Raw genomic sequence first — 23,362 nt, forward strand, 5'->3', positions numbered from 1 at the left:
ATTTTAGAACTAGTGAGAAGAGATGAAGTCTATCATCTCATTCACCATTGCACTTACAGTATAAATGGTTGGACAGACTTTTACATGTAATCCGTACTGTTCAGCAGTATTTTTCGTAATCGGACCTATACACGCGATGGGAATGTCCCGGATATGATCATGCAGTGAATATTCCTCGATGACCTTCATAAAATGATGGACTGTCGATGAACTGGTGAAGGTGATGATATCCACTTGTTCCTTCTCGATAATATTCTTTAACTGCTCTATGCTCTCCTTGGGAAGGAGCGTTTCATAAACAATCCACTCCTGACAGTCTAATCCAGCCGAAGCTAATTCCATCGCTACCACATTCCTAGCCAAGTTCCCTTTTGGAATCAAGACATTACCAGAAGGTTTTACTTTTGAAATAAACTCTTCGACAAAGTCATCGCCCGTGAAATTCTCTGGAACAAAGGAAACCTCGAGCCCGTACTTAATACAGCACTGCTCTGTTTTACTACCCACGGCAGCAAACTTTCCAGTAAATGAGGTCACCGGAATCTCAAGTTTCTTCAATGCTTGCAAGAAGAACTTCACTCCATTTTTACTGGTGAAAATAATCCATTCGTACGTATGTATGGCGTTGCGAGGAGTGCTCTCCCACGCATCTTTATGAGGTTGAAAATGAAGGAGCGGCACCAGAATGGGAACCCCTCCCTCGTTTTCAATAAGGGTTCCCGTCTCACTGGATCCTTCGTTGCCACGAGTAATCAAAACCTTTACTTGCGCTAAAGGCCCCTTACCCTTCATTATTGATCAAGCTCCTCTTTCACCTGATCGATCAAGGCTTTCGCACCTTGTTTTGTTAAACTTTCGGCCACTTCTTCCCCAACTTGTTTCGGATCCTGACCTACCATATATTCTTTATAAATGGTTTTCCCATCAGGAGAAGCGACAAGTCCGGTCAAGGCAATGTCTCCATTGTCCTTAAGCTCGGCAAATCCGGCGATCGGCACTTGACAGCCACCTTCCATTTTATGCAAGTACGCTCTTTCAGCAGTAACTGTAGCAGTCGTTTCTTCACATGCGAATTTCTCAAGGAGTTCAAGAAGTTGAGAATCACCATCTCTGCACTCAATCGATAATGCCCCTTGGCCAACTGCAGGTAAGCACAGATCCGGATCAAGAAATTCAGTTACAACATCTGATGTCCATCCCATTCGTGATAATCCAGCTGCTGCGAGGATGATGGCATCGTAATCCTCATTCTGAAGCTTAGAGAGGCGTGTATCGATATTGCCACGGATCCATTTGATTTCAAGATCTGGACGGACAGACAGGATTTGAGCCCCTCTGCGCAAACTACTCGTTCCCACAATCGCCCCACCAGCTAAATCCTTAAGAGCCACATGGTTTTTACTAATGAACGCGTCTCGGTGATCCTCACGCTCAGGTATACAGCCGATCGTCAGTCCATCAGGTAAAACTGCTGGCATGTCTTTCATACTGTGAACCGCCATATCGATTTCTTTATTCAGCATCGCTTGTTCGATTTCTTTCACGAACAAGCCTTTACCTCCCACTTTTGACAAAGTGACATCAAGAATTTGATCCCCTTTTGTGACAATCTCTTTCACTTCGAACTCGTAAGAGGGATCCAGCGCTTTCAACTGATCAATCACCCAATTGGTTTGTGTAAGAGCTAACTTGCTTCGTCTTGATCCAACAATAATTTTTCTCATAATGACCTCCTGAAAACTTATGAATACCAGAAATGAAATGAAGACAACCGACTACCTAAGAAGAAGTTAATTAATATAATCAAGAAGGCTGCAACATTAAGAAACGCTAAAGATTTTCCAAATACATTCTTTTTAATGCGAAGGTATAAGTAACTGCTATATAAAATCAATAGAATGAATGATCCTATTATTTTCGGATCATACCACAGAAATTCCGGTAGCTTGATATATGCCCACTGCAACCCAAGTATCAGGCTCAAGAGGAGCATGGCTACACCAATCGAGTTCGAGATATAGGATATCTTCTCAAGCTTCGACAAATCACTGATCCTCCATAACCTTTGCCCCCATCTTTTCTCCTTTAGCAATTTAAATTGCAGAAGATATAGTAGGGAAAATACAAAGGATAGTGAGAATGCTCCATAGGACAGGATAGCCATCGTGATATGAATCAATAATAATTCTGATATCACTTGTTCTGCCATCGCCTGTGACTCCACCTGTACAGGTGCGAATGTATGTATCGCCATGATGATGAATCCAAGTACATTCGTGAAGAATACAGTGAAATCCACTCTCAACAACCGGTTGATGACGAGGGACAGGGTGATGAGGACCCACGCATAAAAATAAAGTCCCTCAAAGATGGTGAGGACCGGGAACCTGCCTGTATTCATCATGTATAGAAATAAAAAGATTGTTTGAAGGACCCAAACAATCGCAAGTAACCAGAAGGCAAACAGGTTCGCCTTCCGGTTTTTGTTTAAGAAATCTATAAAATAAAAGAGAATACTAATAGCATACAGAACAATCATAAGTTCGTGCAGCCTAGTCATCGTTTGTTCAAACATCGACAATAACCTCACTTATGCTTGAAAAGAGGGTTGTGGTGCAAGCTTAAGATCGCTCTCAATCTTTTCGTTGGCTGCTTTCACTTGTTTTTGCTCTAGCACTTGTTGTTCAATGTTAAAAATATTGATAAATAAGTCCAATTTATCGTTAGAGTCTGGAAGCCCTGCAAATTCCTTCGCTTGAAGAATCGGATCTTTTAATAGTTGATTAATGATGCTCTTCGTGTGCTTATTTAATACTTTGCGTTCCCGATCCGTCAGGTCAGGCATTTTCCGTTCGATGCTTTCCATTGTATCTGCTTGGATCGACAATGCTTTTTGTCTGAGAGCTGAAATGACCGGAACCACTCCCAGCATATTCAACCACTCTTTAAAGGAGACAATTGCGGCTTCAATCATGATTTCGATTTGCTCAGCTGCTTTTTTACGCTCAGCCAGGTTCGCCTGCACAATGCCTTCTAAATCGTCGATATCATAAAGGAAAACACTTTCCAATTGTCCGATGGCTGGATCTAAATCCCTTGGTACAGCAATATCCACCATAAATAATGGGCGACCTTTTCTCATGCTTTCCACATGGGACATCATTTCTTTCGTAATGACAAAATCCTTTGCACCTGTAGAGCTGATCATAATATCCGCTTCAACAAGGGCACACTGGAGCTCCTGCATTGTTTTAGCATCGCCACTGAAACGCTCAGCGAGAGATTGGGCCTTTTCATACGTACGATTAATGACGGTCACCTTAGTAGCACCACTGCCATGGAGATTTTGAATGGCAAGTTCCCCCATTTTACCGGCCCCGAGAATTAAAACATGCTTGTTCTCTAAGCTACCAAATACTTTTTTAGCAAGTTCAACGGCAGCATAGCTGACAGACACAGCGTTAGAACCAATATCTGTATCAGAGTGCCCTTTTTTCGCTACTGTCACAGCTTGCTTGAACAGATGATTAAATACGGTTCCGGTCGCCCCTGACTCCTGAGCACTGAGGAAGCTTGAACGAATTTGACCAAGGATCTGGGTTTCTCCCAAGACCATTGAGTTCAGTCCGCAGGCAACCTTAAAAAGGTGTTCGACTGCTCCTTCTTGTTCATAAATGAAAAGATAAGGCGTGAACTCCTCTTTATCTATATCAAACCATTGAGATAAGAAATCTTTAATATAATAACGACCTGTATGAAGCTGATCTACAACCGCATAAACTTCCGTTCGGTTACATGTAGAAACGATCACATTTTCAAGTATGCTTTTCTTTTCCTTTAGGGTCTTCATCGCTAAAGGAAGATCCGTTTCATTGAAAGATAAACGTTCGCGAATCTCTACAGGGGCCGTTTTGTAATTTAAACCAACGACTATTGTATACATGCTATGCACTACACCCCCAAGTAAAATCATTACTATTATTATAACATGTCCAAATAAGAGCCTGACCCCAGAAATGTGAACAGAAATTGAACCCTGGTTATGGTACATTTATAGGGTAACAACCAATCCTTCTTCTGGGACTTGCTAAACATTCATTTTATCCTATAGATTTAAGAAAGAGCAGAAAAAGCATGAAAGCATTTTCAATTCTTAAGAAATCTTCTATATTTCGACATACCCTACTAATGTAGGGTACCAAAACAAGCTTAAACAATCAAGTAATGGAAAGGTTTCACGCTATTTGTCGGATCTTACGGGTTAAATTTATTATTATGTGTTATTTTCCCATAAAAACAGGATTTATAACCCACATTTAAAAAGATTAAGGAGGAAGACCATGAAACAGCAAAGAATATTCCCAGGAATCATCTTAATCGGCTTCGGAGCTTATTTTTACTTACAACAAGCAAATATCGTATTATTTCAGGAGTTCTTTACGTGGCCAACTTTACTCATCATTGTTGGGCTCGCATTTCTTGGTCAGGGGTATGGTGGGAGAGATTATGAAGCCATTCTTCCAGGTACAATTCTCGTTGGTTTCGGCCTCCATTTTCACGTTGTAAATAAACTTGCTATCTGGCCGGACCATATGGGGACTTTCATCCTTATCATTGCGTTGGGCTTTCTGCTCAAATACCAAAAAACGAGGGCGGGATTATTTCAAGGTCTACTCTTTTTATCCTTATCTATCATTCTCCTTTTCTATGATAAGGTTGTGAGATGGTTTGGATTAATTGAAGGCAGTGTTGGCACAGCTTGGGAATTCTGGCCGATCGTTATTATCGGAATTGGCGTCTATTTATTATTTATTAGAAAAAAATGATGACTACATAATGAAAAAAGCCCGGGAAATCTCCCGGGCTTTTATACGCTCTATTAGAGAACCGAATCCAAAAATTCTCTCGTTCGTTGCTCCTTTGGCGAGCCGAACAATTCTTGAGGTGGCCCTACTTCAACGATTCGGCCATCATGCATGTACACGACCCAGTCGGCCACTTCCCGGGCAAACCCCATTTCATGGGTCACGACGACCATCGTCATCCCTTCTAAAGCAAGCTCCTTCATGGTAGCCAACACTTCTCCAACCAACTCAGGGTCAAGTGCCGACGTGGGCTCATCAAAAAGCATGATTTCAGGCTTCATTGCAAGTGCTCTAGCAATGGCGACACGCTGTTTCTGACCACCAGATAACTTGGATGGATAGACATTTTCTTTATCAGCAAGTCCAACTTTCTTTAATAACTCTTTCGCATCCTTCTTTACTTCTGCCTTCGATACACCTTTAACGTAAACAGGGGCTTCCATTACATTTTCCAATACGGTTTTGTGGGGGAAAAGGTAGAAATGCTGAAACACCATCCCTACCTTCTGACGGATCTTGTTCAAATCATGTGTATCCTGATTCACTTCTTCGCCCTCAATAACGACCTTCCCATTGTCTTTCAGTTCCAGGAAGTTTAAGCAACGTAGCAATGTACTCTTCCCCGAACCACTGGCTCCAATAAGGCAAACCACGTCACTTTCTCTTACGCTAATGTCAATGTCCTTTAGTACATGTAAATCACCGAAGGATTTATTTAATTTCTCTACTTTAATCATTTCCTGACTCACACTAAATCCCTCCCGTATCTTTATTAATCACTGACAGACATACGTTTTTCGATTATATTGACAATCGTCGAGAATACCAATACAAGAACCAGGTAATAGATTGCTACAACGAGCAGGTATGTCATGTAATCAAAGTTATTCGATCCGAGTGTCGTCGCCACACTGAACAATTCAAACATCCCGATGAAGGAAGCAAGAGATGAGTCCTTCAATGCAATGATGAATTGGTTCCCGAGCGGCGGCAGGGCACGTCTGAATGCCTGAGGTAGGATGATCCTTCTCATAGACAAGCCAAGTGACATCCCAAGAGAACGTCCCGCTTCCATTTGTCCTTTATCAATGGATTGAATGGCTCCACGAAAGATCTCGGCGATGTATGCTCCATTATGGAAAGCAAGACCCATGACGACAGACCAGAAGCCTGAAATATTCAATGAAGTTAATCCAAAGTAGAAAATGAAGATCTGAACAATTAAAGGAGTTCCCCTAACAACGAAAATGTATAAATCCGCAAGCAATGACAAGGGCTTGATTCCGGAAATCTTAAGAAATGCGAAAAATAAACCAATCACAATCGCAATAAGAACTGAAACAAAGGTTAATTGGAACGTTAATAACATCCCTTTAAGAAAAACATCATATGTACTGGCAAAGGTTTCTAAAAAGTGCATGAACTTCCCTCCATTCAACTATAATACGTAGTTAAAACAAAAAGCGAATGCGCATAGAAGCACATCCGCTCTGTGTCATGCTGCTCTTACTCTTTCTCTGGATCCGATGTTATGTCTGTATTGAAATATTTTTCACTGATTTTCTTTAATGTACCGTCTTCTCTTAATGTATCAAGAGCTTTATTAATTTCTTCCAGTAGTGCTTCATTGTCTTTACTTACAGCGATAGCTTGCTCACTGCGACCGATCAGTTCACGGGCCTCAATGTTCAAACCGGAAGCAATCGCTTCCTTACCTGTAATGAAATCTGTAATAACAGCATCGTGTTTGCCTTTATTTAATGCCTCTAGAGCGACAACGTCACTATCATACGCCTGAATTTTATCCGTTACTTCCTTAGCTGTGTCTGCGTAAGTAGATCCTTTGGATACGGCAATTTCCATATCTTTCAGATCGTCCAATGTTTCTACAGAGCTGTCTGTGCGAACGAAAATCTGTGGTCCAGAATAATAATAAGGAGTTGAGAAGTCAACTTCTTTCAGGCGATCCTCCGTAATCGTATGACTGGCAACCGCTGCATCAAAACGACCGGATTTCACTCCTTCTACAATTCCTGCGAACTTGAATTTCTTCTGTTCAGGTTCAAGACCCATTTCCTTCGCCACTGCTTCAGCGACTTCAATATCGAAACCGGACATGGTTCCATCATTATTTGTCACACTGAATGGCTTGAATTCACCTGAAGCTGCATAAATGAATTTGTCTTTTTCTACTAATTTGGCACCATTTTCTGTTGTTGCCTTCCCGCCACAGGCTGATAGAAGAAGTACAGAAATGACTAATAAGACCAGGCTTTTCCAATTATTCACTAGCTAAAGTCCCCCTTATGTAGCTTGTAATATTTTTAATCTTTCATAATTGTATCAACAATGGAGAAAATTCTCAAAATTCAAATTTGACTTATATTGGTTATAATTATCCATTTTACAGGATGAAAGGCACTCAGCTTGTTTAGAGATACATATGCGAAAGCATCCTTTCATTTCCTTTCATATACTCGGTTCATATAGGTCTATCAACCTTATACGGACTTCGGTAGACCATCTTTTATACTACTCTCAAGCTTGAATAGAATTAGTGATTTTTTGTATTTTATAGGTGATTAATTTAATAGTCAATTTAAAAAGGAGTCTATAGCATTACTTCTTTTTATTAACATGTGGTGATTTCCACTGCAGGTGGTCGATTTTTGTTTCAATAGTTAAATTATTGTTGCATTCGTTTTTGTCACTATTAAGCTTTGTCACGACACCTCTCGCACACACTCTTTGACAAAGCCTTGGCAGTTCCTATGGTAGAAAACAACAATCTATGCGAAAAGAGCCTTGTTGTAGGATAAAAAAAAGAAACGATCCAATGCTCAAGGCATATGAATCGATTCTTTATGAAAATCTATTTCTTATAATACGATTTGATTGCATCCCAGGCTTTGTCTTTTCCAAGTCCAGTTTCAGAAGAGAACATGATAAGGTTGTCTTCTGTGTCCATATTTAATGTTTCTCTTGTGACTTTCAGATGTTTTTGCCATTTGCCCTTCGGAATCTTATCGGCTTTCGTGGCAATGACGATACAAGGAAGGCCATGGTGTTTAAGGAAATCATACATCATCACGTCATCATTTGACGGCGCGTGGCGAAGATCCACAATCATGATAACCGCTCTAAGCTGATCACGAGATGTAATGTACGTTTCAATCATCTTCCCCCATGCTTCCCGCTCTGTTTTTGAAACTTTCGCAAAACCATAGCCTGGTACGTCAACATAATAGAGGGTTTCTTCTATTTTATAAAAGTTTAACGTCTGTGTTTTACCTGGCTTGGATGAAATCCTTGCCATACTCTTACGTCCGATCATTTTATTGATGAATGAGGATTTTCCTACATTCGAGCGCCCTGCCAGGGCAAACTCAGGAAGGATATCGCCAGGGTATTGTTCAGGCCTGACTGCACTGATGACTAGCTCAACTTGATTTACTTTCACTTCTTTTCACCTACTAATGCTTTCTCTAAGACTTCATCAATATGGGATACGAGGATGAAGGTTAATTCTCCCCTAACACTTTCAGGAATATCATCAATATCCTTTTCATTATCTTTCGGAAGGATAATCGTTTTTATTCCGGCACGATGAGCACTTAATGTTTTTTCTTTCACGCCTCCGATTGGAAGAACTCTTCCTCTCAGGGTCATTTCACCTGTCATTCCTACTTCTCTGTTCACGTATTTACCTGTCAGGGCGGAGACGAGTGCGGTCGTAATCGTAATCCCTGCTGAAGGGCCGTCTTTAGGTACTGCACCTTCTGGAACGTGAATGTGAATATCATATTTCTCATGGAAGGACTCGTCAATTCCAAGCACACTTGCTTTCGATCGAACATAGCTAAAGGCAGTTTGAGCTGATTCCTTCATAACATCTCCCAATTTCCCGGTCAACACAAGCTTTCCTTTACCTGGTGCTAGGGACACCTCGATCTGCAGCGTATCTCCCCCAACCGTCGTATAGGCAAGACCTGTTGAAACTCCGATTTGGTTTTCCACCTCTGCTTGGCCATAACGGAACTTTTTCTTTCCAAGAAACTCTTCAATATTGCTTGAGGTGATCACGACGCGCTTCTTCTCTCCCGAGACGATGATCTTCGCTGTTTTCCTGCAAAGAGCAGCCAGTTGACGTTCTAAGCTCCTCACACCTGCTTCCCTCGTATAGTAGCGGACAATATCAACAATCGCCTCGTCCCTCACTTGAAGCTTTGATTTATTCAAACCGTGATCTTTGATTTGTTTATCTAATAAATGGTGCTTCGCAATATTTAACTTCTCAAGCTCAGTATAACCTGCAATCGTTATGATTTCCATTCTGTCTCTTAATGGACCTGGAATTGTGGACAAATCATTGGCAGTAGCGATAAACATCACTTTCGATAAATCATAGGTTTCTTCAATGTAGTGATCACTGAAATGAGAGTTCTGTTCAGGATCCAAGACCTCAAGCATTGCTGAGGATGGGTCTCCCCTGAAATCAGAGGACATTTTGTCAATTTCATCGAGAAGGAACACCGGGTTGATCGTACCCGCTTTTTTCATTCCGCGGATGACTCTGCCTGGCATGGCTCCTACATAGGTACGCCTGTGGCCTCTGATTTCAGACTCATCACGGACACCACCAAGGGAGACGCGGACAAAGTTTCGACCCAATGATTCCGCAACTGAACGGGCTAAGCTTGTTTTACCGACTCCAGGTGGTCCGGCAAGACAAAGGATCGGTCCTTTAAGAGATTTCGTTAATTGCTGAACAGCAAGGTACTCGAGAACTCTCTCTTTTACTTTTTCAAGACCATAATGATCTCTATTTAGAATTTGTTCCGATCGCTTAATATCCAGTTGATCTTTAGTTTCAGTTGACCATGGCAAGGAAACAAGCCATTCAATGTAATTGCGGATAACAGAGCTTTCAGCTGAGCTAGACGGCACTTTCTCATAACGTGCCAGTTCTTTTAATGCTGTATGTTCAACATCTTCCGGCATGTCAGCTTGTTGGATCTTTAACGTCAGATCTTCTATTTCACCCGTTTTGCCTTCTTTGTCGCCTAATTCTTTTTGAATGGCTTTCATTTGCTCCCGAAGGTAATACTCTTTTTGGGTTCTTTCCATGGATCGTTTTACGCGCTGACCGATTTTTTTCTCCAAGCTGAGCACTTCTTTTTCATTGTTGATCGTTTCGATCACCATTTGGAGTCGCTTCTTGATGTCTAAAGTTTCAAGAACGTTTTGCTTTTCCTTCATTTTAAGAGGAAGGTGGGAAGCAACGATATCCGCAAGTCTTCCTGGTTCCTCAATGTCTGAAACAGTTGAATATGTTTCGGCTGAAACCTTTTTCGATAGCTTTATGTATTGTTCGAAATAATTCAATAACGTTCTCATTAAAGCGTCTGTTTCTGATTCTTTCACTTCGGAATCCTTGAATTCCTTTACTTCTACCTCATAGAAATCTTTCTGATCAGTGAATGAGGTGATTGACGCTCTGGTTAATCCCTCAACCAATACCCTGATGGTCCCATTCGGTAATTTAAGCATCTGTTTAACCTTGGTCAGAGTTCCCATTTCGTAAAAATCTTCTTGTGTTGGCTCATCTATATTCATATCTCTTTGAGTGGTTAAGAAAATTAAATGGTCATCCATCATGGCTTTTTCTAAAGCTTGTACAGAGCGCTCACGTCCAACATCTAAATGCAAGACCATTGTTGGATATACAAGTAAGCCTCGTAATGGAAGGAGGGGAACCGTTAAATTATTTTGATTTGACACATATAACACCTCCGAATTTTGCTCTCTAAGTCTTTGTACAATTCTAACTTATTTACTAGGTAGTGTCTATTAAATAGGTATTTACAACTTTATTCAATCTATTTCACGCATATGCCTTTTTGCACTTTGTTGCTAGCGAATTGGAATATTTCCCTATTCATACAGCCGTAATTGATTAACAGAAGTGAATCCATCCACTCCTTCAAAAACAAACCGATTCGGATAGACCCGAATCGGCCAATAGTCTACACACTTTTTTTATTTTGTTCGGTTATCATGTCAGATTGCGGAAGTGGTTCTTTCATGAGGGCAAGATCCAAGACTTCTTTAAGTTGTTTGACCGGTATCACTTCTATTCCCTCTATTTCACTTAACATCGCTTGTTGGTTATCGTAAGGAATAATCGCAATAGTAGCTCCAGCTAATTTAGCTCCTTTCACTTTCGCTGCTACTCCACCGACTGGTTTCACCAGCCCATGGATACTAATTTCCCCTGTTACGGCAATGGTATGTTTAACCGGAATTCGATAAATGGCAGAATAAATACCAAGCGCCATGGCAATTCCTGCGGAAGGTCCATCAACCGGTACTCCTCCAGGGAAATTCACATGTATATCATATTGGTCGGCTGGCACTCCCATGGAGCGAAGAACCGTGATCACATTTTCGATTGAGCCCTTTGCCATACTCTTTCTTTTAATGGATTTACTTCTATCTCCGATGCTTTCTTCTTCCACTATGCCTGTCACATTGATTCCACCCCTATCAGTGGCAGGTATCACAGTTACTTCAATTTCAAGCAATGATCCTGTGTTTGGACCTGTGACTGCTAAACCATTGACCAATCCAATTGTGGCTTCTTCATTGATTTTTTTCTGATAGCGAGGTGAGAGTTGACTGGACTGGATAATCCATTCTAGCTCATGATCGAAAATTTCCTTTCTATTTTCCGTAATGGCGACGCCGGCTGCAATTTGAACCATATTAACCGCCTCTCGTCCATTTCTCGCATAGGAAGAAAGAGTTTCAAGTCCCTTATCGCTTATCGTCATTCCTACTTTATCAACGGCCCCAGAGGCTACCTTTTTCACTTCATCGTGTTCAAGTTCCCTGAAAAACACTTCCATACATCTGGATCGAATGGCTGGAGGAATTTCACTCGGTGTACGGGTCGTTGCACCAATTAAACGAAAATCGGCTGGCAGACCATTTTTGAATATGTCATGAATATGGGTTGGGATTTGGTGATTTTCTTCATTGTAATAAGCGCTCTCTAGAAACACTCTGCGATCTTCCAATACTTTCAATAATTTATTCATTTGAATAGGATGCAATTCTCCTATTTCATCAATAAACAATACGCCTCCATGGGCATTGGTCACAGCCCCTTGTTTAGGCTGTGGGATTCCAGCCTGTCCCATCGCTCCTGCACCTTGGTAAATGGGATCATGAACTGAACCAATCAATGGATCAGCAATTCCCCGTTCATCGAAACGAGCTGTTGTAGCATCAAGTTCAACAAAAACAGCGCTTGGCCTAAAGGGGGATTTCATATTCTTTTTGGCCTCTTCCAAGACCAATCGGGCAGCTGCCGTCTTCCCAACACCAGGAGGTCCATAAATGATGACATGCTGAGGATTTGGACTGCATAATGCTGCTTTCAGGGCTTTGATTCCATCTTCCTGACCTACAATATCTGCAAAGCTTGCCGGTCTTACTTTTTCCGCAAGAGGCTCAGTTAACGATATAGATCTCATCTTTCGGAGCTCTTCCATTTCTTTTTTCGATTCACGATCAATAGACACTTTTTGCGTTCGCTGATTTTTCAATAGGTTCCAAAAATACAATCCAATGATGATTCCGAAGAATAATTGGATAAATAAAGCAATGCTCGTAAAGCTCATTCGTCTCCCTCCAAGTAGATACAAGTTGTTATCGGTTAGTATCTCCTCGACCTTGCGGGAATAAACAAAAAAAATCGCAAACTCATTCGTTCAAATAAAGGGTTAAAAATGAAATATCAAGCGACTCTTCATAGCAACTGAGCGTGTAGTGGCTGGTTTCCGTTCCAGTTGCTCCCCTACCCTGAAGCGACCGGTAAAGCTCCAGGGGTTCACCTGTTTACAAAATGATTTACTAAATCAATTTCACTTTTTTTCTCTAATAATTGGCAATCCTCTATATCTAATGACCAAAGCCCGGAATTCAATACCACTCCTGACTTCACCAATTGAATTTTATTCTTGAAGATAGGACCATCCAATACAAACGTATGGTATTCGCCTAATTCTCCCATTGGGCAGCTATCTTGCCTCTGGATCTCATTATAAAAAGTCCAATCAAGAAATCTTCCAGCCCATGATTGATCAAAAATGGTTTCAGACGCTCTGCATATGACAGATGAAAATCCAAGGGAAATAAACGCAGACAATAATTGATTGGCTTCATCTTTGGATATCCACACTGGAAAGATAGGAGTAACGCCTGCACGACTGGCTACCTGTACATTCCACATCTTGTCTTCTTCAGAATATAAACTTCCAAAGGCAATTTCTTCGATGCCTTTTTCATTTTTTAATTCAATCAGTGCGTTAACGAGAGCTTTTTCATAGTCATTCCCTGAATCTACTAAGACTAATGGGATTCCCAATGCTTTTGCCTGCTTTTTTACTATTTCTAACCGGATGCCATGTGCATGGTTCCGATCATCTAATTCAGATACCATTGACACGAGACAAACGACTTCTTTTTCTTCTTTTAAGATGCGATACAAAGCAAGACAACCATCTTTTCCTCCGCTCCATGATATGGCCACCTTCGTTTTCTTCCTCTCCAATCATCTCACGTCCTTTTGTATTAGAAATTCACACAACATGTTAAAAAAGCCAAGAATGAAGAATCATTCTTGGCTTTACGTTAAGCTATTAAGCTGATGTCTTTTCTTCGTTCGGATCGATCATTGTTCCATCTTCAAGCATTAAATGCGGTGCCGCATCTCCAAGAATCGTTTCTTTCGTAATGATACATTTCTTGATATCATCACGTGATGGTAGATCGAACATAACATCCAACATCATGTTTTCGATAATTGAACGTAATCCACGAGCACCTGTTTTACGTTCGATTGCTTTTTTCGAAATTTCAATAAGAGCATCTTCTGTGAACTCAAGCTCTACATCATCTAATTCCAGCATTTTTTGGTATTGTTTTACCAATGCATTTTTAGGCTTTGTCAGAATTTCAACCAACGCTTCTTCATCTAGAGGCTCAAGGCTTGAAATAACTGGTAGACGCCCGATGAATTCTGGAATTAATCCAAATTTCAATAGATCTTCAGGAAGTACTTTAGAAAGTAGGGATTTATCTTCTTTAACTTCTGCATTTTTAGGATCTGATCCGAAACCAATCACCTTTTGACCTAAACGGCGTTTGATGATTTGTTCGATACCATCAAATGCTCCACCACAAATAAATAGTACATTGGACGTATCAATCTGGATGAATTCTTGATGAGGATGCTTGCGTCCGCCTTGTGGAGGAACGCTTGCTACAGTACCTTCAAGAATCTTTAGAAGGGCTTGTTGAACCCCTTCGCCTGAAACGTCTCTCGTAATGGATGGATTTTCAGATTTTCGTGCGACTTTATCGATTTCATCGATGTAGATAATTCCTTTTTCAGCTTTTTCCACATCGTAATCAGCAGCTTGGATCAATTTCAATAGAATATTCTCTACGTCTTCCCCTACATAACCTGCTTCGGTTAAAGAAGTGGCATCTGCAATTGCGAAAGGAACGTTCAGAATACGTGCAAGTGTTTGAGCTAGTAGGGTTTTACCGCTACCTGTAGGCCCAATCATAGAGATATTACTCTTAGAAAGTTCCACATCATCCACTTTACTCGTTGAATTGATACGTTTGTAATGGTTGTAAACGGCTACAGCAAGAGATTTCTTTGCCTGATCTTGACCGATTACGTACTCGTCCAGGATTTCCCGGATTTCACGAGGTTTCGGGACGTCTTTGAATTCTACTTCTTCTTCTGTACCCAATTCTTCTTCGACGATTTCCGTGCAAAGCTCGATACATTCATCACAAATATACACACCTGGTCCAGCGACTAATTTACGAACTTGGTCTTGTGTTTTTCCGCAAAAAGAACATTTAAGTTGCCCTTTTTCATCATTAAATTTAAACAATGATTTTCACCCCTTCGTTAAAACTTCATAAAATCGTGCTTTGTTTCATTAAACGAACGATTCCTTACTTCCCTATTACCTAAAGTTATGTACTGCATTTTATCATATTATATGTCCGTAAAGAAATTGATACGATTCTTAAGAATCATCTTATTATGTAACGTGCATTTTAGCAAATGATTTATATTGTTAATGACTATTTTGTCCAATTGAAGCAGGGAAATGTAAGGAATCTTATTATGTATGTTCCTGGTGAAAAATAATGCAACCCCGTTTAATAAGCTTTTTCCAAAAATCGTGGTTCTTATTCTTGATCGTGGGATAAAGTTTATTATTAAAAAGAGTATAGTATTTTGACTCATTTTGCCAGAGAAACAAAAAACGCCCAGAGCAAACTTGTTTGCTTATTCGTTTTTTGTTTCTCTGGCAACTTCTCAGCTCTGCTGAAAAGCGTGTGAAACGTTCCTTTCACACGAATGAGTCAAAATACGGTGTAAAATGGTCAATCATTGTACAAAACAAGGCACGAATGAATCGCGCCTTGTCTGCTATTTTTATTATGCTACAGTTTTGCTATTATCTACAAGGAATTCTACTGCTTTACGAACTTTAAGGTCAGCTTTAAGTGTGTCAAGGCCGCCTAGAGCTTGTTTAATGTTGTCAGCAGACATATTGTATTGTTCTGCCATTTTGTTAACTTCTTCTTCTGCTTCTTCATCAGTTACTTCAAGATTTTCTGCTGCAGCGATTGCTTCAAGTGTTAGGTTTGTGCGAACGCGTTTACCAGCATCTTCTGTCATTTGAGCGCGAAGATCCTCTTCAGTTTGACCAGAGAATTGGAAGTAAAGTTCAAGGTTCATACCTTGCATTTGTAGACGTTGTTCGAATTCTTGCATCATACGGTCTACTTCAGCTTTAACCATAACTTCTGGAATTTCCACTTCAGCATTGTCAGAAGCTTTATTTACAAGAGTTTCACGAACTGCTGTTTCAGCTTCGTTCTTTTTAGACTCTTGAAGACGATTTTCGATTTTTTCTTTTAGTTCAGCAAGCGTTTCAACTTCTTCATCAGCGTCTTTCGCGAACTCGTCGTCTAATGCTGGAAGTTCTTTCGCTTTGATTTCGTGAACTTTTACTTTGAACGTAGCAGGTTTACCAGCAAGTTCAGCTGCATGATATTCTTCTGGGAAAGAAACTTCTACTTCTTTCTCTTCTCCAGTTGTTACACCAACCAATTGCTCTTCGAAACCTGGGATGAATTGACCAGAACCAAGTTCAAGTGAATAGTTCTCTGCTTGGCCGCCTTCAAATGCTTCACCGTCAACGAATCCTTCGAAATCCATTGTTACTGTGTTGCCTTCTTCAGCTTTTCCTTCTTCTTTAACAGCTAGTTCAGCTTGCTTTTCTTGAAGTGAAGTAAGTTCAGCTTCTACATCTTCTGCTGTTACTTCTGTTTCCACTTTTTCTACTTCAAGGCCTTTGTACTCGCCAAGTTTAACTTCTGGCTTCACTTGTACTTTAGCAGTGAAAACTAGATCTTTTCCTTGCTCCATTTGCTCAACATCGATTTCAGGACGATCGATTGGATCGATTCCAGTTTCTTCGATTGCTTTCGCATACGCTTCAGGTAAGATGAAATCTAATGCGTCTTGATAAAGTGATTCTACACCGAAACGTTTTTCGAACATTCCACGAGGCATTTTCCCTTTACGGAATCCTGGTACATTTACTTGCTTTACAACTTTTTTGAATGCTGCGTCTAAACCTTCGTTTACTTTTGCAGCCTCTACTTCAATTGTAAGTACTCCTTGATTACCTTCTTGTTTTTCCCATTTTGCTGACATACTGTTCCCTCCAACAATCTATAATTGATCTTAAATTTTTTACGCATAGTAGTAGATAGTCCTGTATGAATCTAGCACTATCATCGTAAATATATGAAAAACTTTTACATTACAACCACTACATTATAACATACAGCCACTGTCTTTCAACAGAGAGCATTTAAATATTGGGAGAGGAAATTTCCTCTAGTTCCTTAAGTTTGGCTAGAATCGCCTGAGATTGCGTGTTTTCAACTTGTTCTTTTAACTGTTCCTCAAGAATTGTATCTGCAAACATCCCCGCAGTGTAGTATTCATATACAGAAGCAATTTCTCCCGTTTCTTCTTCAAGTTTAAATGGATAAAGAAGAAACGCATGCCGCTTCAGTAATTCTTGAGCATGTTGAAAGAGAGTTGGATTCGTCTGGGCGAGATGATCATCTAGTGCATTCGAGACACCCGTGAAGAAGTCAGACTCAAATACATCTTCAAGTGCTGCAGGGTAAACCCGGTCCTCCCTGCCAAACTTAGATACAAGTACTTCTTTATCCATTCCGTGCTCTCTTAAAACATTCAGAACCATCGTTTGCAGGAAAGGATGAGAATCTGAATCCTTTAAAATCGCCTTTAGCTCCCCAATAAAAGGCTGAATATTCCGGTGTACCATTTGTGCCACGAGTAAGGTTTGTTCCTCCAGACTCTTTCCAGATAGTACAAATGACAGATCTTCTTCACCAGGTTCTTCAGGAATAGAGGCCTTGCCACTTAGCACTTTTTCACTAAAGTGAAGAAGCTTTTTGAAATGTTCTTCTTTTTCAAAGGGAACTTCTTTTTCATCAAAAAGAGCGTGAATCGTATCAGCTACTTCGCTGTGCTGATGCAGTTGGATAAGGATCATCAAATACATATCAACAACTTCGAAATAGTCACCGATTCCTTCAAGGAGCATTTCTTTACATATGTATTTGGCTTTATCATACTGCTTGCTTTCGTAGAGAGACAATACAAGAGCTGTATTGATATCGGGGCTATCTGGTTCTAGTTCATAGGCTTGTGTGAGCAGCTGTGAGGATTCATGCACCTCTCCACTTTCCAACGCCTGCAAACCTTTTTCGAGTAACCGATCCTTCAAGCCTGGGAACTGGACAATCTTCCCTTTTTCTTCTTCGTTTCCCTTTGTCATATTACATACCTGCCTATACTTATTAGTTGCCTTTAGTTTAGCACGATATCATTTGGATAACAAAAAAAGCTTACCTGTATGAAGGCAAGCTTTGAATATGTAGGTTTATGGCGTCCCAGGAGAGATTCGAACTCCCGACCGACGGCTTAGAAGGCCGTTGCTCTATCCTGCTGAGCTACTGGGACGTGATTTGTTTTTCAAGGACAATATTTATTATATTCACATAGCATCAATAAGTCAACAGGTTTTGAAAAAAAGTTTAAATTTATTTTCATTAACATTTTCGCACCTTTTATTTGAAAGGAAAAGAACCTGCCGCAGCAGGTCCTAAGCTTTTAGAAAGACACTAGGTTCCTCTAAAAGCTTGGCTGCAAGGCTGAAATGATTATAACGGCGAAATTTTAAATTTAACGGCGATATCTTGGATATAACGGCGATATTTCAAATTTAACGGCGAAACTCTGGATATATCGGCGAAATCCACATTTTCCATACTCTCAGAACCTCCCAAAGCAGGTTCTACAGATCAAATGTTTGAGTCAATTCATCAAGTACTTCATGTTCATGCGTCAGGAACTCTACCGTTATTTTTTGATCAACAACATCTACCAATGCATATGTGCGCTCACTTCTTCCACGGGGTAGTAGAATGCTCCCTGGATTGAGAAACAATGTCCCATTGGTCATTTCTGCGCCCGAACTGTGGGAGTGACCAAAGAAAACAAATTCAGCACCAACTTCTTCTGCTCTGTAACGCAGCTTCATCAATGACATTTTAATTCCATAGTGATGACCATGAGTCACCATAATCGAATGTCCTTCTACTTTTTCTACGAGATCGTCCGGCAATCGTGCATCCATGTCACAATTCCCGCGAACATTCAAATATGGTGACATTGCAGGGTCATCCGCACTCAATTCTGAATCTCCACAGTGAATCATGGCATCTACGCTAGATTGATACTTCTTATTGAGTTCCATCAGTTCTTCTTTGGATCCGTGACTATCACTTACAACTAAAAGTTTCATTATGCTCACCCTTTAAATAAAGTCTGAGATTATATTCCTAAGTTTCTTTAACGCATGGCCACGATGACTGATTTGACTTTTTTCGTCTGGAGTTAATTCGGCCATCGATTTTTGGAGTGTAGGAACAAAGAAAATGGGATCATAACCAAATCCGTTCGATCCTCTCTTTTCTTTCAAAATCATTCCTTCGCATGTTCCTGTCACCGTTTTCGTTTCCATATCAGGGCCAGCAATGGCTAATACACAGTGAAAACGGGCAGTTCGCTCAGATTCTTCAACAGATTGGAGTTCACTCAAAACCTTCTCCATATTCGCCTCGTCACTTTTTTCTAAACCTGCATAGCGTGCAGAATACACTCCTGGTCGACCTTCGAGAGCATCTATTGCCAACCCTGAATCATCGGCAATCACCAGTTCACCTAATTCTTTCGCAACGGTTTCGGCCTTCAATATGGCATTTTCCTCAAACGTTTCGCCAGTTTCTTCGACATCCTCTATGTGAAGAAGATCTAGTAATGTTTGTACCTCATATCCGTACGGTGCAAACATCTGTTGAAACTCTTTTGCTTTTCCACTGTTTTTCGTTGCTATGATTACTCGTTTTGTCATCGGTCAACTCATCCCTTTATTGAAATCTTTTTACTATTTCACCTAATGCCTGTTGTTGAATTTGGAATAGCTCGTGGATTCCTTCTTGACCTAGCTTTAACATTTGGTGCAGCTCGTCCATTGTGAATGTTGCTTCTTCACCAGTACCTTGTAGCTCTACAAATTCACCTTCACCGGTCATGATAATATTCATATCAACTAATGCACTGCTATCTTCAATGTAATTCAGATCCAGTACCGCTCCATTCTCTTCAACAATCCCGACACTTGTTGCAGCTAAAAAGCTTTTCAAAGGAAAAGATGAAATTTTCTTATTATCCTGAAGCTTGGCAAGGGCCACTGCCATCGCAACGAAAGCTCCTGTAATCGAAGCTGTTCTAGTCCCGCCGTCAGCTTGAATCACGTCACAATCAATCCAGATTGTACGTTCTCCCAAAGCATCCAGATCAACTACCGCTCTTAAGGCACGGCCAATCAGACGTTGAATTTCCATTGTTCTTCCGGAAATTTTCCCTTTGGAAGATTCTCGGATATTTCTCGTTTCCGTTGCTCTTGGCAGCATGGAATATTCTGCTGTAATCCAACCTTTTCCACTGTTTCTCATGAACGGTGGCACTCGCTCCTCGATGCTTGCATTACAAATAACCTTCGTTTCCCCCACCGTTATTAACACGGAACCTTCCGGGTGCTTTACATAGTCTGTCTGGATATCGACATTTCGCAACTGATTCTTTTCTCTACCATCTGTTCTCATACTATTCCCTCCTGTATTTTCATTCGTTATGTAAAAATGGGTCCAATCAAAAATAGAAGAGGCGGCAATCTGCCAACCTCTTTTTTAGGTGATTCTATTATAGTATATCAAAAAATCGTTATTTAAAAACTAATTGCATTCACATTTTCTGGTCTTGTCACTGGTTCAGTTATCGTTTTTCCGTCTTTCGATACTGTGGTAGCCTCTCCATTCACTAGTACCGACACCCCTTTGATCCCTTTTTGCTCCGTTAAAGAAAGCACGAGGGAATTGAGCATATGTTCAGACACGATTTTTTCTTCAATGCTTCCGTAGACAGCTTCGTTAAAGTTTAAAGTCACTGTTCCGTCTTCAAGCTTGGGATCATCCAATAGCTTCGCACCGGTAAAATCGCTTGCAAGTGAAGAGGAATATCCAGGTCCATCAATTAATTCATTCACCACTGCCGTTATTTCATCTACTGATTTTGAGCTTACGCGCTTGGTCACCGGAACATAGTACGTCTTATCATCGGTTTGTGATACATAATAAACTGTTAGCGGTTTAGTACTCGTAGGATCTACCACACCCGAAGTATCGACATTGATTCCGACTTTTCTCGTTAACCCTTTGTCATCGATTGGTGTACCGTTGACAGGCATTTCAGTTAGCGGATATCCATTCACTCGAAGTTCTACCTTTTCAACCGAATCGAACTGAGTCAACGTCCAAGTTACCGATTGTAGAATTTTCTGCTCATCTTCAGGCTGGTAATTGTTAAACTCTGGAGAAAAATCTGCAATTGCCTTGCCGTCTTTAATATCAACTGTCACTTGTGTATCTGCCGGAAGTACAGCTCTAAACCCATTCGGTAACACATTTTGTACCGGACCGTTCACTACAAGGTATTCCAGGGCTTGTTTTGCCACGCTTTCCTGACCTGGAAGCGGTAAAGATTGGGAGACGACATAACCTTTTTTATCGATTAGATAAAGTTCTGTCATCACAGTTTCTGCATTTGCTTCTTCCTTGCTCACTTTTTTCTCTGATTCTCCTCCTTTAGCTGTATCTACCTTCTCCCCTTCTTTTAAGTAGGAAAGATCTTGAGGAGGATCAATCTTTTCTTTACCATCACCGAAACTAAGTAATCCACAACCTGAAAGATATACAGAAGATGCTAAAACTGTTACAGCAATTGACACCTTTGCTTTATTTGTCATTGGGAAACCTCCTAAAAGACAGTTTGTACTAACATATATACGAGCCCAATCCAAAAAATAGACCGAAACTTTTTGAAATAGGGTACAAACGATATAAAAACCTTTTTCAAAACAAAAAACCATTCAATCACAAGACTCTACTCTTGTAATTGAATGGTTTCTGCCTTTACTTCTCCAACATCCAGCCAATCCGAGGCAATGCTCGAAAAGATCGTCTGGGATCCTGTATTGAAAAAGCGATGTTCAGGTTCAAGCACGCCTCTATATAAAAGATTGTAATAATCAAGAATCGTACTTACTTCCCTGGCTGTTTCATCTCCTGAGCTTATTACACTGACTTCCTGCCCCATATAGGCTTGAATCTTAGGCTGCAGGAGTGGGTAGTGGGTGCATCCCAGAATCAACGTATCGATCCCTGAACCCTTTATCGAATGAAGGGTTTCTTCTACGATGTCCTCCGCCATTTGGCTGTCATACTCTCCACTTTCAACTAATGGAACAAACTTCGGACAAGAGAGCGATGTGACATTCAAGCTGCCGTGCAGGGAATGAAGAGCCTCTACATAGGCTCCGCTATTTATCGTTCCCACGGTACCGAGAACACCGATTCTCTTATTATAGGTATGCTTGATTGCCGCTCTCGCTCCAGGATGGATGACCCCTATCACCGGGATATCCAAATGGGTCTGTATTTCGTCCAGGGCAACCGCTGTAGCTGTATTACAGGCTATAATCAGCATTTTCATATCGTATTGCATAAGATATTGAGTCATTTCCCATGTGTACGCTTTTACATCCTGAGCTGATCTAGGTCCATAGGGGCAGCGGGCTGTGTCCCCGAGATAATAGATGGTCTCTTTCGGTAACTGCCTCATCACTTCTTTTGCGACGGTCAACCCGCCTACACCTGAATCAATGATGCCAATTGGTTGAATCACATTATTCCCTCATTCTGGTTTTATTTCTTGATGAAGTTTTGCTAAATTATCTTTTAATAATAGCACTTCCTGATCTGAGAAATCCGTTAAGACGCTCTGTAAATAATTCTGCCTTTTTTTAATTACTTCTTCAATAATTCTTTCGCCCTCTTTTAACATATGAATACGTACGACACGGCGGTCATTTTCATCCTTGACCCGTTCTACCAACTGATTTTTTTCCATTCTATCAACCAGATCCGTTGTCGTACTGCAGGCAAGATACATTTTATTTGAAAGGTCTCCAATTGTCATATCCCCATACTCAAATAGCCATTGCAAGGCGATGAACTGAGGGGGAGTAATCGTATATTGACTTAATATTTCCCTCCCCTTTTGTTTAATGATCGATGATATGTAACGTAGATCTTTTTCAATATCTGCAACGAGTTGTGGATCCCCGTTTGATTGATTATTCGTATTCGTCATCATGACTCTCCTTTTTATATCAGAAACTAGGTATGTACGCCTTATGAAAAAAGGGAAGTGATCGACATTCCTGTTTTTAGTTTCGATTAAATGATGGGACATAGGGCCCCTTACTAGCATTTTCGCCTTTTTCGGGTAAAAATTCAAGACAAGTTCACAAATGGCACAGAACTAAAAGAGACTGACTCTCTTTCAAACAGTAAAAGGTATTCTCGGAGAATCCTATTATTGTTTGTCTTTTAGAATCAGTCCCTTACATTTAAAGCTTGAGTTCCCCCATGCGAAGAAGCTCTACAACAGCTTGAGATCGCCCCTTCACTCCAAGCTTTTGCATGGCGTTGGAAATATGATTTCGAACTGTTTTCTCGCTAATAAATAGATCACTAGCAATTTCTTTAGTGGTTTTGTCTTGTACTAACAGTTCGAATACTTCTTTTTCTCTTTTGGTGAGCAACGGTTTGTGTGTAAAATCATTGTCCTTCAATTATGGTAACCCTCCTTGCCTTCGCCAGCTTTA

At 40.6% G+C, this 23,362-nt stretch carries 22 protein-coding genes and 1 tRNA gene; 1 reads left to right on the top strand and 22 read right to left on the bottom strand.

The window, feature by feature from the left end; genetic code table 11:
• Positions 1 to 9 precede the first annotated feature (9 nt).
• From FGG79_RS10995 to hemA, 4 genes are read right to left on the bottom strand one after another with little or no spacing between them, the layout of a single operon-like run.
• The gene (locus tag FGG79_RS10995) at positions 10 to 792 is read right to left on the bottom strand and encodes a uroporphyrinogen-III synthase (protein ID WP_138778223.1); all 783 of its coding nucleotides are present in this window, start codon (positions 790 to 792) and stop codon (positions 10 to 12) included.
• Positions 792 to 1,724, bottom strand: a complete 933-nt coding sequence (hemC, locus tag FGG79_RS11000) for a hydroxymethylbilane synthase (protein WP_138778225.1) — start codon at positions 1,722 to 1,724, stop codon at positions 792 to 794. Before hemC ends, FGG79_RS10995 begins: the two co-directional genes overlap by 1 nt.
• Positions 1,725 to 1,741: 17 nt before the next feature.
• A complete protein-coding gene (gene ccsA / locus FGG79_RS11005) occupies positions 1,742 to 2,575 on the bottom strand; it encodes a cytochrome c biogenesis protein (protein WP_138778227.1) in 834 nt (277 codons plus the stop codon).
• 15 nt (positions 2,576 to 2,590) lie between these two features.
• A complete protein-coding gene (gene hemA, locus FGG79_RS11010) occupies positions 2,591 to 3,943 on the bottom strand; it encodes a glutamyl-tRNA reductase (RefSeq protein WP_138778229.1) in 1,353 nt (450 codons plus the stop codon).
• 397 nt (positions 3,944 to 4,340) lie between these two features.
• On the opposite strand from hemA, the gene FGG79_RS11015 reads away from it, so the two are divergent.
• A complete protein-coding gene (locus FGG79_RS11015) occupies positions 4,341 to 4,826 on the top strand; it encodes a LiaI-LiaF-like domain-containing protein (RefSeq protein ID WP_138778231.1) in 486 nt (161 codons plus the stop codon).
• A gap of 53 nt (positions 4,827 to 4,879) precedes the next feature.
• On the opposite strand, the gene FGG79_RS11020 is transcribed toward FGG79_RS11015, so the two are convergent.
• The 18 genes from FGG79_RS11020 to FGG79_RS11105 all read right to left on the bottom strand — a co-directional run bounded on the left by FGG79_RS11020 (position 4,880) and on the right by FGG79_RS11105 (position 23,329).
• Complete coding sequence (locus FGG79_RS11020; protein ID WP_171050914.1) at positions 4,880 to 5,602, bottom strand: amino acid ABC transporter ATP-binding protein; 723 nt, start codon at positions 5,600 to 5,602, stop codon at positions 4,880 to 4,882.
• Between the two features lie 35 nt (positions 5,603 to 5,637).
• Positions 5,638 to 6,285 (bottom strand): amino acid ABC transporter permease, encoded by a 648-nt coding sequence (locus FGG79_RS11025; RefSeq protein WP_138778235.1) that lies wholly within the window; start codon positions 6,283 to 6,285, stop codon positions 5,638 to 5,640.
• Between the two features lie 86 nt (positions 6,286 to 6,371).
• Positions 6,372 to 7,154, bottom strand: a complete 783-nt coding sequence (locus FGG79_RS11030) for a transporter substrate-binding domain-containing protein (RefSeq protein ID WP_138778237.1) — start codon at positions 7,152 to 7,154, stop codon at positions 6,372 to 6,374.
• A 583-nt stretch (positions 7,155 to 7,737) separates the two neighbouring features.
• The gene (yihA, locus tag FGG79_RS11035; protein ID WP_138778239.1) at positions 7,738 to 8,325 is read right to left on the bottom strand and encodes a ribosome biogenesis GTP-binding protein YihA/YsxC; all 588 of its coding nucleotides are present in this window, start codon (positions 8,323 to 8,325) and stop codon (positions 7,738 to 7,740) included.
• A complete protein-coding gene (gene lon, locus FGG79_RS11040; protein WP_138778241.1) occupies positions 8,322 to 10,646 on the bottom strand; it encodes an endopeptidase La in 2,325 nt (774 codons plus the stop codon). The genes yihA and lon overlap by 4 nt, the downstream gene beginning before the upstream one ends.
• 245 nt (positions 10,647 to 10,891) lie before the next feature.
• The gene (gene lonB / locus FGG79_RS11045; RefSeq protein ID WP_138778243.1) at positions 10,892 to 12,550 is read right to left on the bottom strand and encodes an ATP-dependent protease LonB; all 1,659 of its coding nucleotides are present in this window, start codon (positions 12,548 to 12,550) and stop codon (positions 10,892 to 10,894) included.
• Between the two features lie 209 nt (positions 12,551 to 12,759).
• Positions 12,760 to 13,482, bottom strand: a complete 723-nt coding sequence (locus tag FGG79_RS11050; protein ID WP_138778245.1) for a Dph6-related ATP pyrophosphatase — start codon at positions 13,480 to 13,482, stop codon at positions 12,760 to 12,762.
• A gap of 88 nt (positions 13,483 to 13,570) precedes the next feature.
• Positions 13,571 to 14,842 (bottom strand): ATP-dependent protease ATP-binding subunit ClpX, encoded by a 1,272-nt coding sequence (gene clpX, locus FGG79_RS11055; RefSeq protein ID WP_138778247.1) that lies wholly within the window; start codon positions 14,840 to 14,842, stop codon positions 13,571 to 13,573.
• 557 nt (positions 14,843 to 15,399) lie between these two features.
• Complete coding sequence (tig, locus tag FGG79_RS11060) at positions 15,400 to 16,686, bottom strand: trigger factor (RefSeq protein WP_138778249.1); 1,287 nt, start codon at positions 16,684 to 16,686, stop codon at positions 15,400 to 15,402.
• 160 nt (positions 16,687 to 16,846) lie between these two features.
• Complete coding sequence (locus tag FGG79_RS11065; RefSeq protein WP_138778251.1) at positions 16,847 to 17,848, bottom strand: tetratricopeptide repeat protein; 1,002 nt, start codon at positions 17,846 to 17,848, stop codon at positions 16,847 to 16,849.
• 108 nt (positions 17,849 to 17,956) lie between these two features.
• Positions 17,957 to 18,033: transfer RNA gene (locus FGG79_RS11070), tRNA-Arg, on the bottom strand.
• A gap of 334 nt (positions 18,034 to 18,367) precedes the next feature.
• Positions 18,368 to 18,877 carry a metallophosphoesterase family protein gene (locus tag FGG79_RS11075; RefSeq protein WP_138778253.1) on the bottom strand — a complete coding sequence of 170 codons (510 nt, stop codon included), beginning with the start codon at positions 18,875 to 18,877 and terminating at the stop codon, positions 18,368 to 18,370.
• Positions 18,878 to 18,889: 12 nt separating this feature from the next.
• Entirely contained in the window at positions 18,890 to 19,486 is a 597-nt protein-coding gene (locus FGG79_RS11080; protein ID WP_138778255.1) for an XTP/dITP diphosphatase, read from the bottom strand.
• Positions 19,487 to 19,502: 16 nt separating this feature from the next.
• A complete protein-coding gene (gene rph, locus FGG79_RS11085) occupies positions 19,503 to 20,240 on the bottom strand; it encodes a ribonuclease PH (protein WP_138778257.1) in 738 nt (245 codons plus the stop codon).
• Between the two features lie 122 nt (positions 20,241 to 20,362).
• The gene (locus tag FGG79_RS11090) at positions 20,363 to 21,439 is read right to left on the bottom strand and encodes a GerMN domain-containing protein (protein ID WP_138778259.1); all 1,077 of its coding nucleotides are present in this window, start codon (positions 21,437 to 21,439) and stop codon (positions 20,363 to 20,365) included.
• Between the two features lie 137 nt (positions 21,440 to 21,576).
• Positions 21,577 to 22,377 (bottom strand): glutamate racemase, encoded by an 801-nt coding sequence (gene racE / locus FGG79_RS11095; protein ID WP_138778261.1) that lies wholly within the window; start codon positions 22,375 to 22,377, stop codon positions 21,577 to 21,579.
• A 9-nt stretch (positions 22,378 to 22,386) separates the two neighbouring features.
• On the bottom strand, positions 22,387 to 22,845 hold the full coding sequence (locus tag FGG79_RS11100) for a MarR family winged helix-turn-helix transcriptional regulator (RefSeq protein WP_138778263.1): 459 nt from the start codon (positions 22,843 to 22,845) through the stop codon (positions 22,387 to 22,389).
• A 259-nt stretch (positions 22,846 to 23,104) separates the two neighbouring features.
• Positions 23,105 to 23,329 carry a helix-turn-helix domain-containing protein gene (locus FGG79_RS11105; protein ID WP_032087424.1) on the bottom strand — a complete coding sequence of 75 codons (225 nt, stop codon included), beginning with the start codon at positions 23,327 to 23,329 and terminating at the stop codon, positions 23,105 to 23,107.
• Positions 23,330 to 23,362: the final 33 nt, after the last annotated feature.

This window comes from Bacillus sp. BHET2, assembly GCF_005938125.1.
Lineage (GTDB): Bacteria > Bacillota > Bacilli > Bacillales > Bacillaceae_B > Rossellomorea.

Excerpts from the sequence above, each read along its gene's own strand:
- FGG79_RS10995 (WP_138778223.1), bottom strand. The coding sequence starts at position 792 with ATGAAGGGTAAGGGGCCTTTAGCGCAAGTAAAGGTTTTGATTACTCGT.
- hemC (WP_138778225.1), bottom strand. The coding sequence starts at position 1,724 with ATGAGAAAAATTATTGTTGGATCAAGACGAAGCAAGTTAGCTCTTACA.
- ccsA (WP_138778227.1), bottom strand. The coding sequence starts at position 2,575 with ATGTTTGAACAAACGATGACTAGGCTGCACGAACTTATGATTGTTCTG.
- hemA (WP_138778229.1), bottom strand. The coding sequence starts at position 3,943 with ATGTATACAATAGTCGTTGGTTTAAATTACAAAACGGCCCCTGTAGAG.
- FGG79_RS11015 (WP_138778231.1), top strand. The coding sequence starts at position 4,341 with ATGAAACAGCAAAGAATATTCCCAGGAATCATCTTAATCGGCTTCGGA.
- FGG79_RS11020 (WP_171050914.1), bottom strand. The coding sequence starts at position 5,602 with ATGATTAAAGTAGAGAAATTAAATAAATCCTTCGGTGATTTACATGTA.
- FGG79_RS11025 (WP_138778235.1), bottom strand. The coding sequence starts at position 6,285 with ATGCACTTTTTAGAAACCTTTGCCAGTACATATGATGTTTTTCTTAAA.
- lonB (WP_138778243.1), bottom strand. The coding sequence starts at position 12,550 with ATGAGCTTTACGAGCATTGCTTTATTTATCCAATTATTCTTCGGAATC.
- tig (WP_138778249.1), bottom strand. The coding sequence starts at position 16,686 with ATGTCAGCAAAATGGGAAAAACAAGAAGGTAATCAAGGAGTACTTACA.
- FGG79_RS11065 (WP_138778251.1), bottom strand. The coding sequence starts at position 17,848 with ATGACAAAGGGAAACGAAGAAGAAAAAGGGAAGATTGTCCAGTTCCCA.
- FGG79_RS11075 (WP_138778253.1), bottom strand. The coding sequence starts at position 18,877 with ATGAAACTTTTAGTTGTAAGTGATAGTCACGGATCCAAAGAAGAACTG.
- FGG79_RS11080 (WP_138778255.1), bottom strand. The coding sequence starts at position 19,486 with ATGACAAAACGAGTAATCATAGCAACGAAAAACAGTGGAAAAGCAAAA.
- rph (WP_138778257.1), bottom strand. The coding sequence starts at position 20,240 with ATGAGAACAGATGGTAGAGAAAAGAATCAGTTGCGAAATGTCGATATC.
- FGG79_RS11090 (WP_138778259.1), bottom strand. The coding sequence starts at position 21,439 with ATGACAAATAAAGCAAAGGTGTCAATTGCTGTAACAGTTTTAGCATCT.
- FGG79_RS11100 (WP_138778263.1), bottom strand. The coding sequence starts at position 22,845 with ATGACGAATACGAATAATCAATCAAACGGGGATCCACAACTCGTTGCA.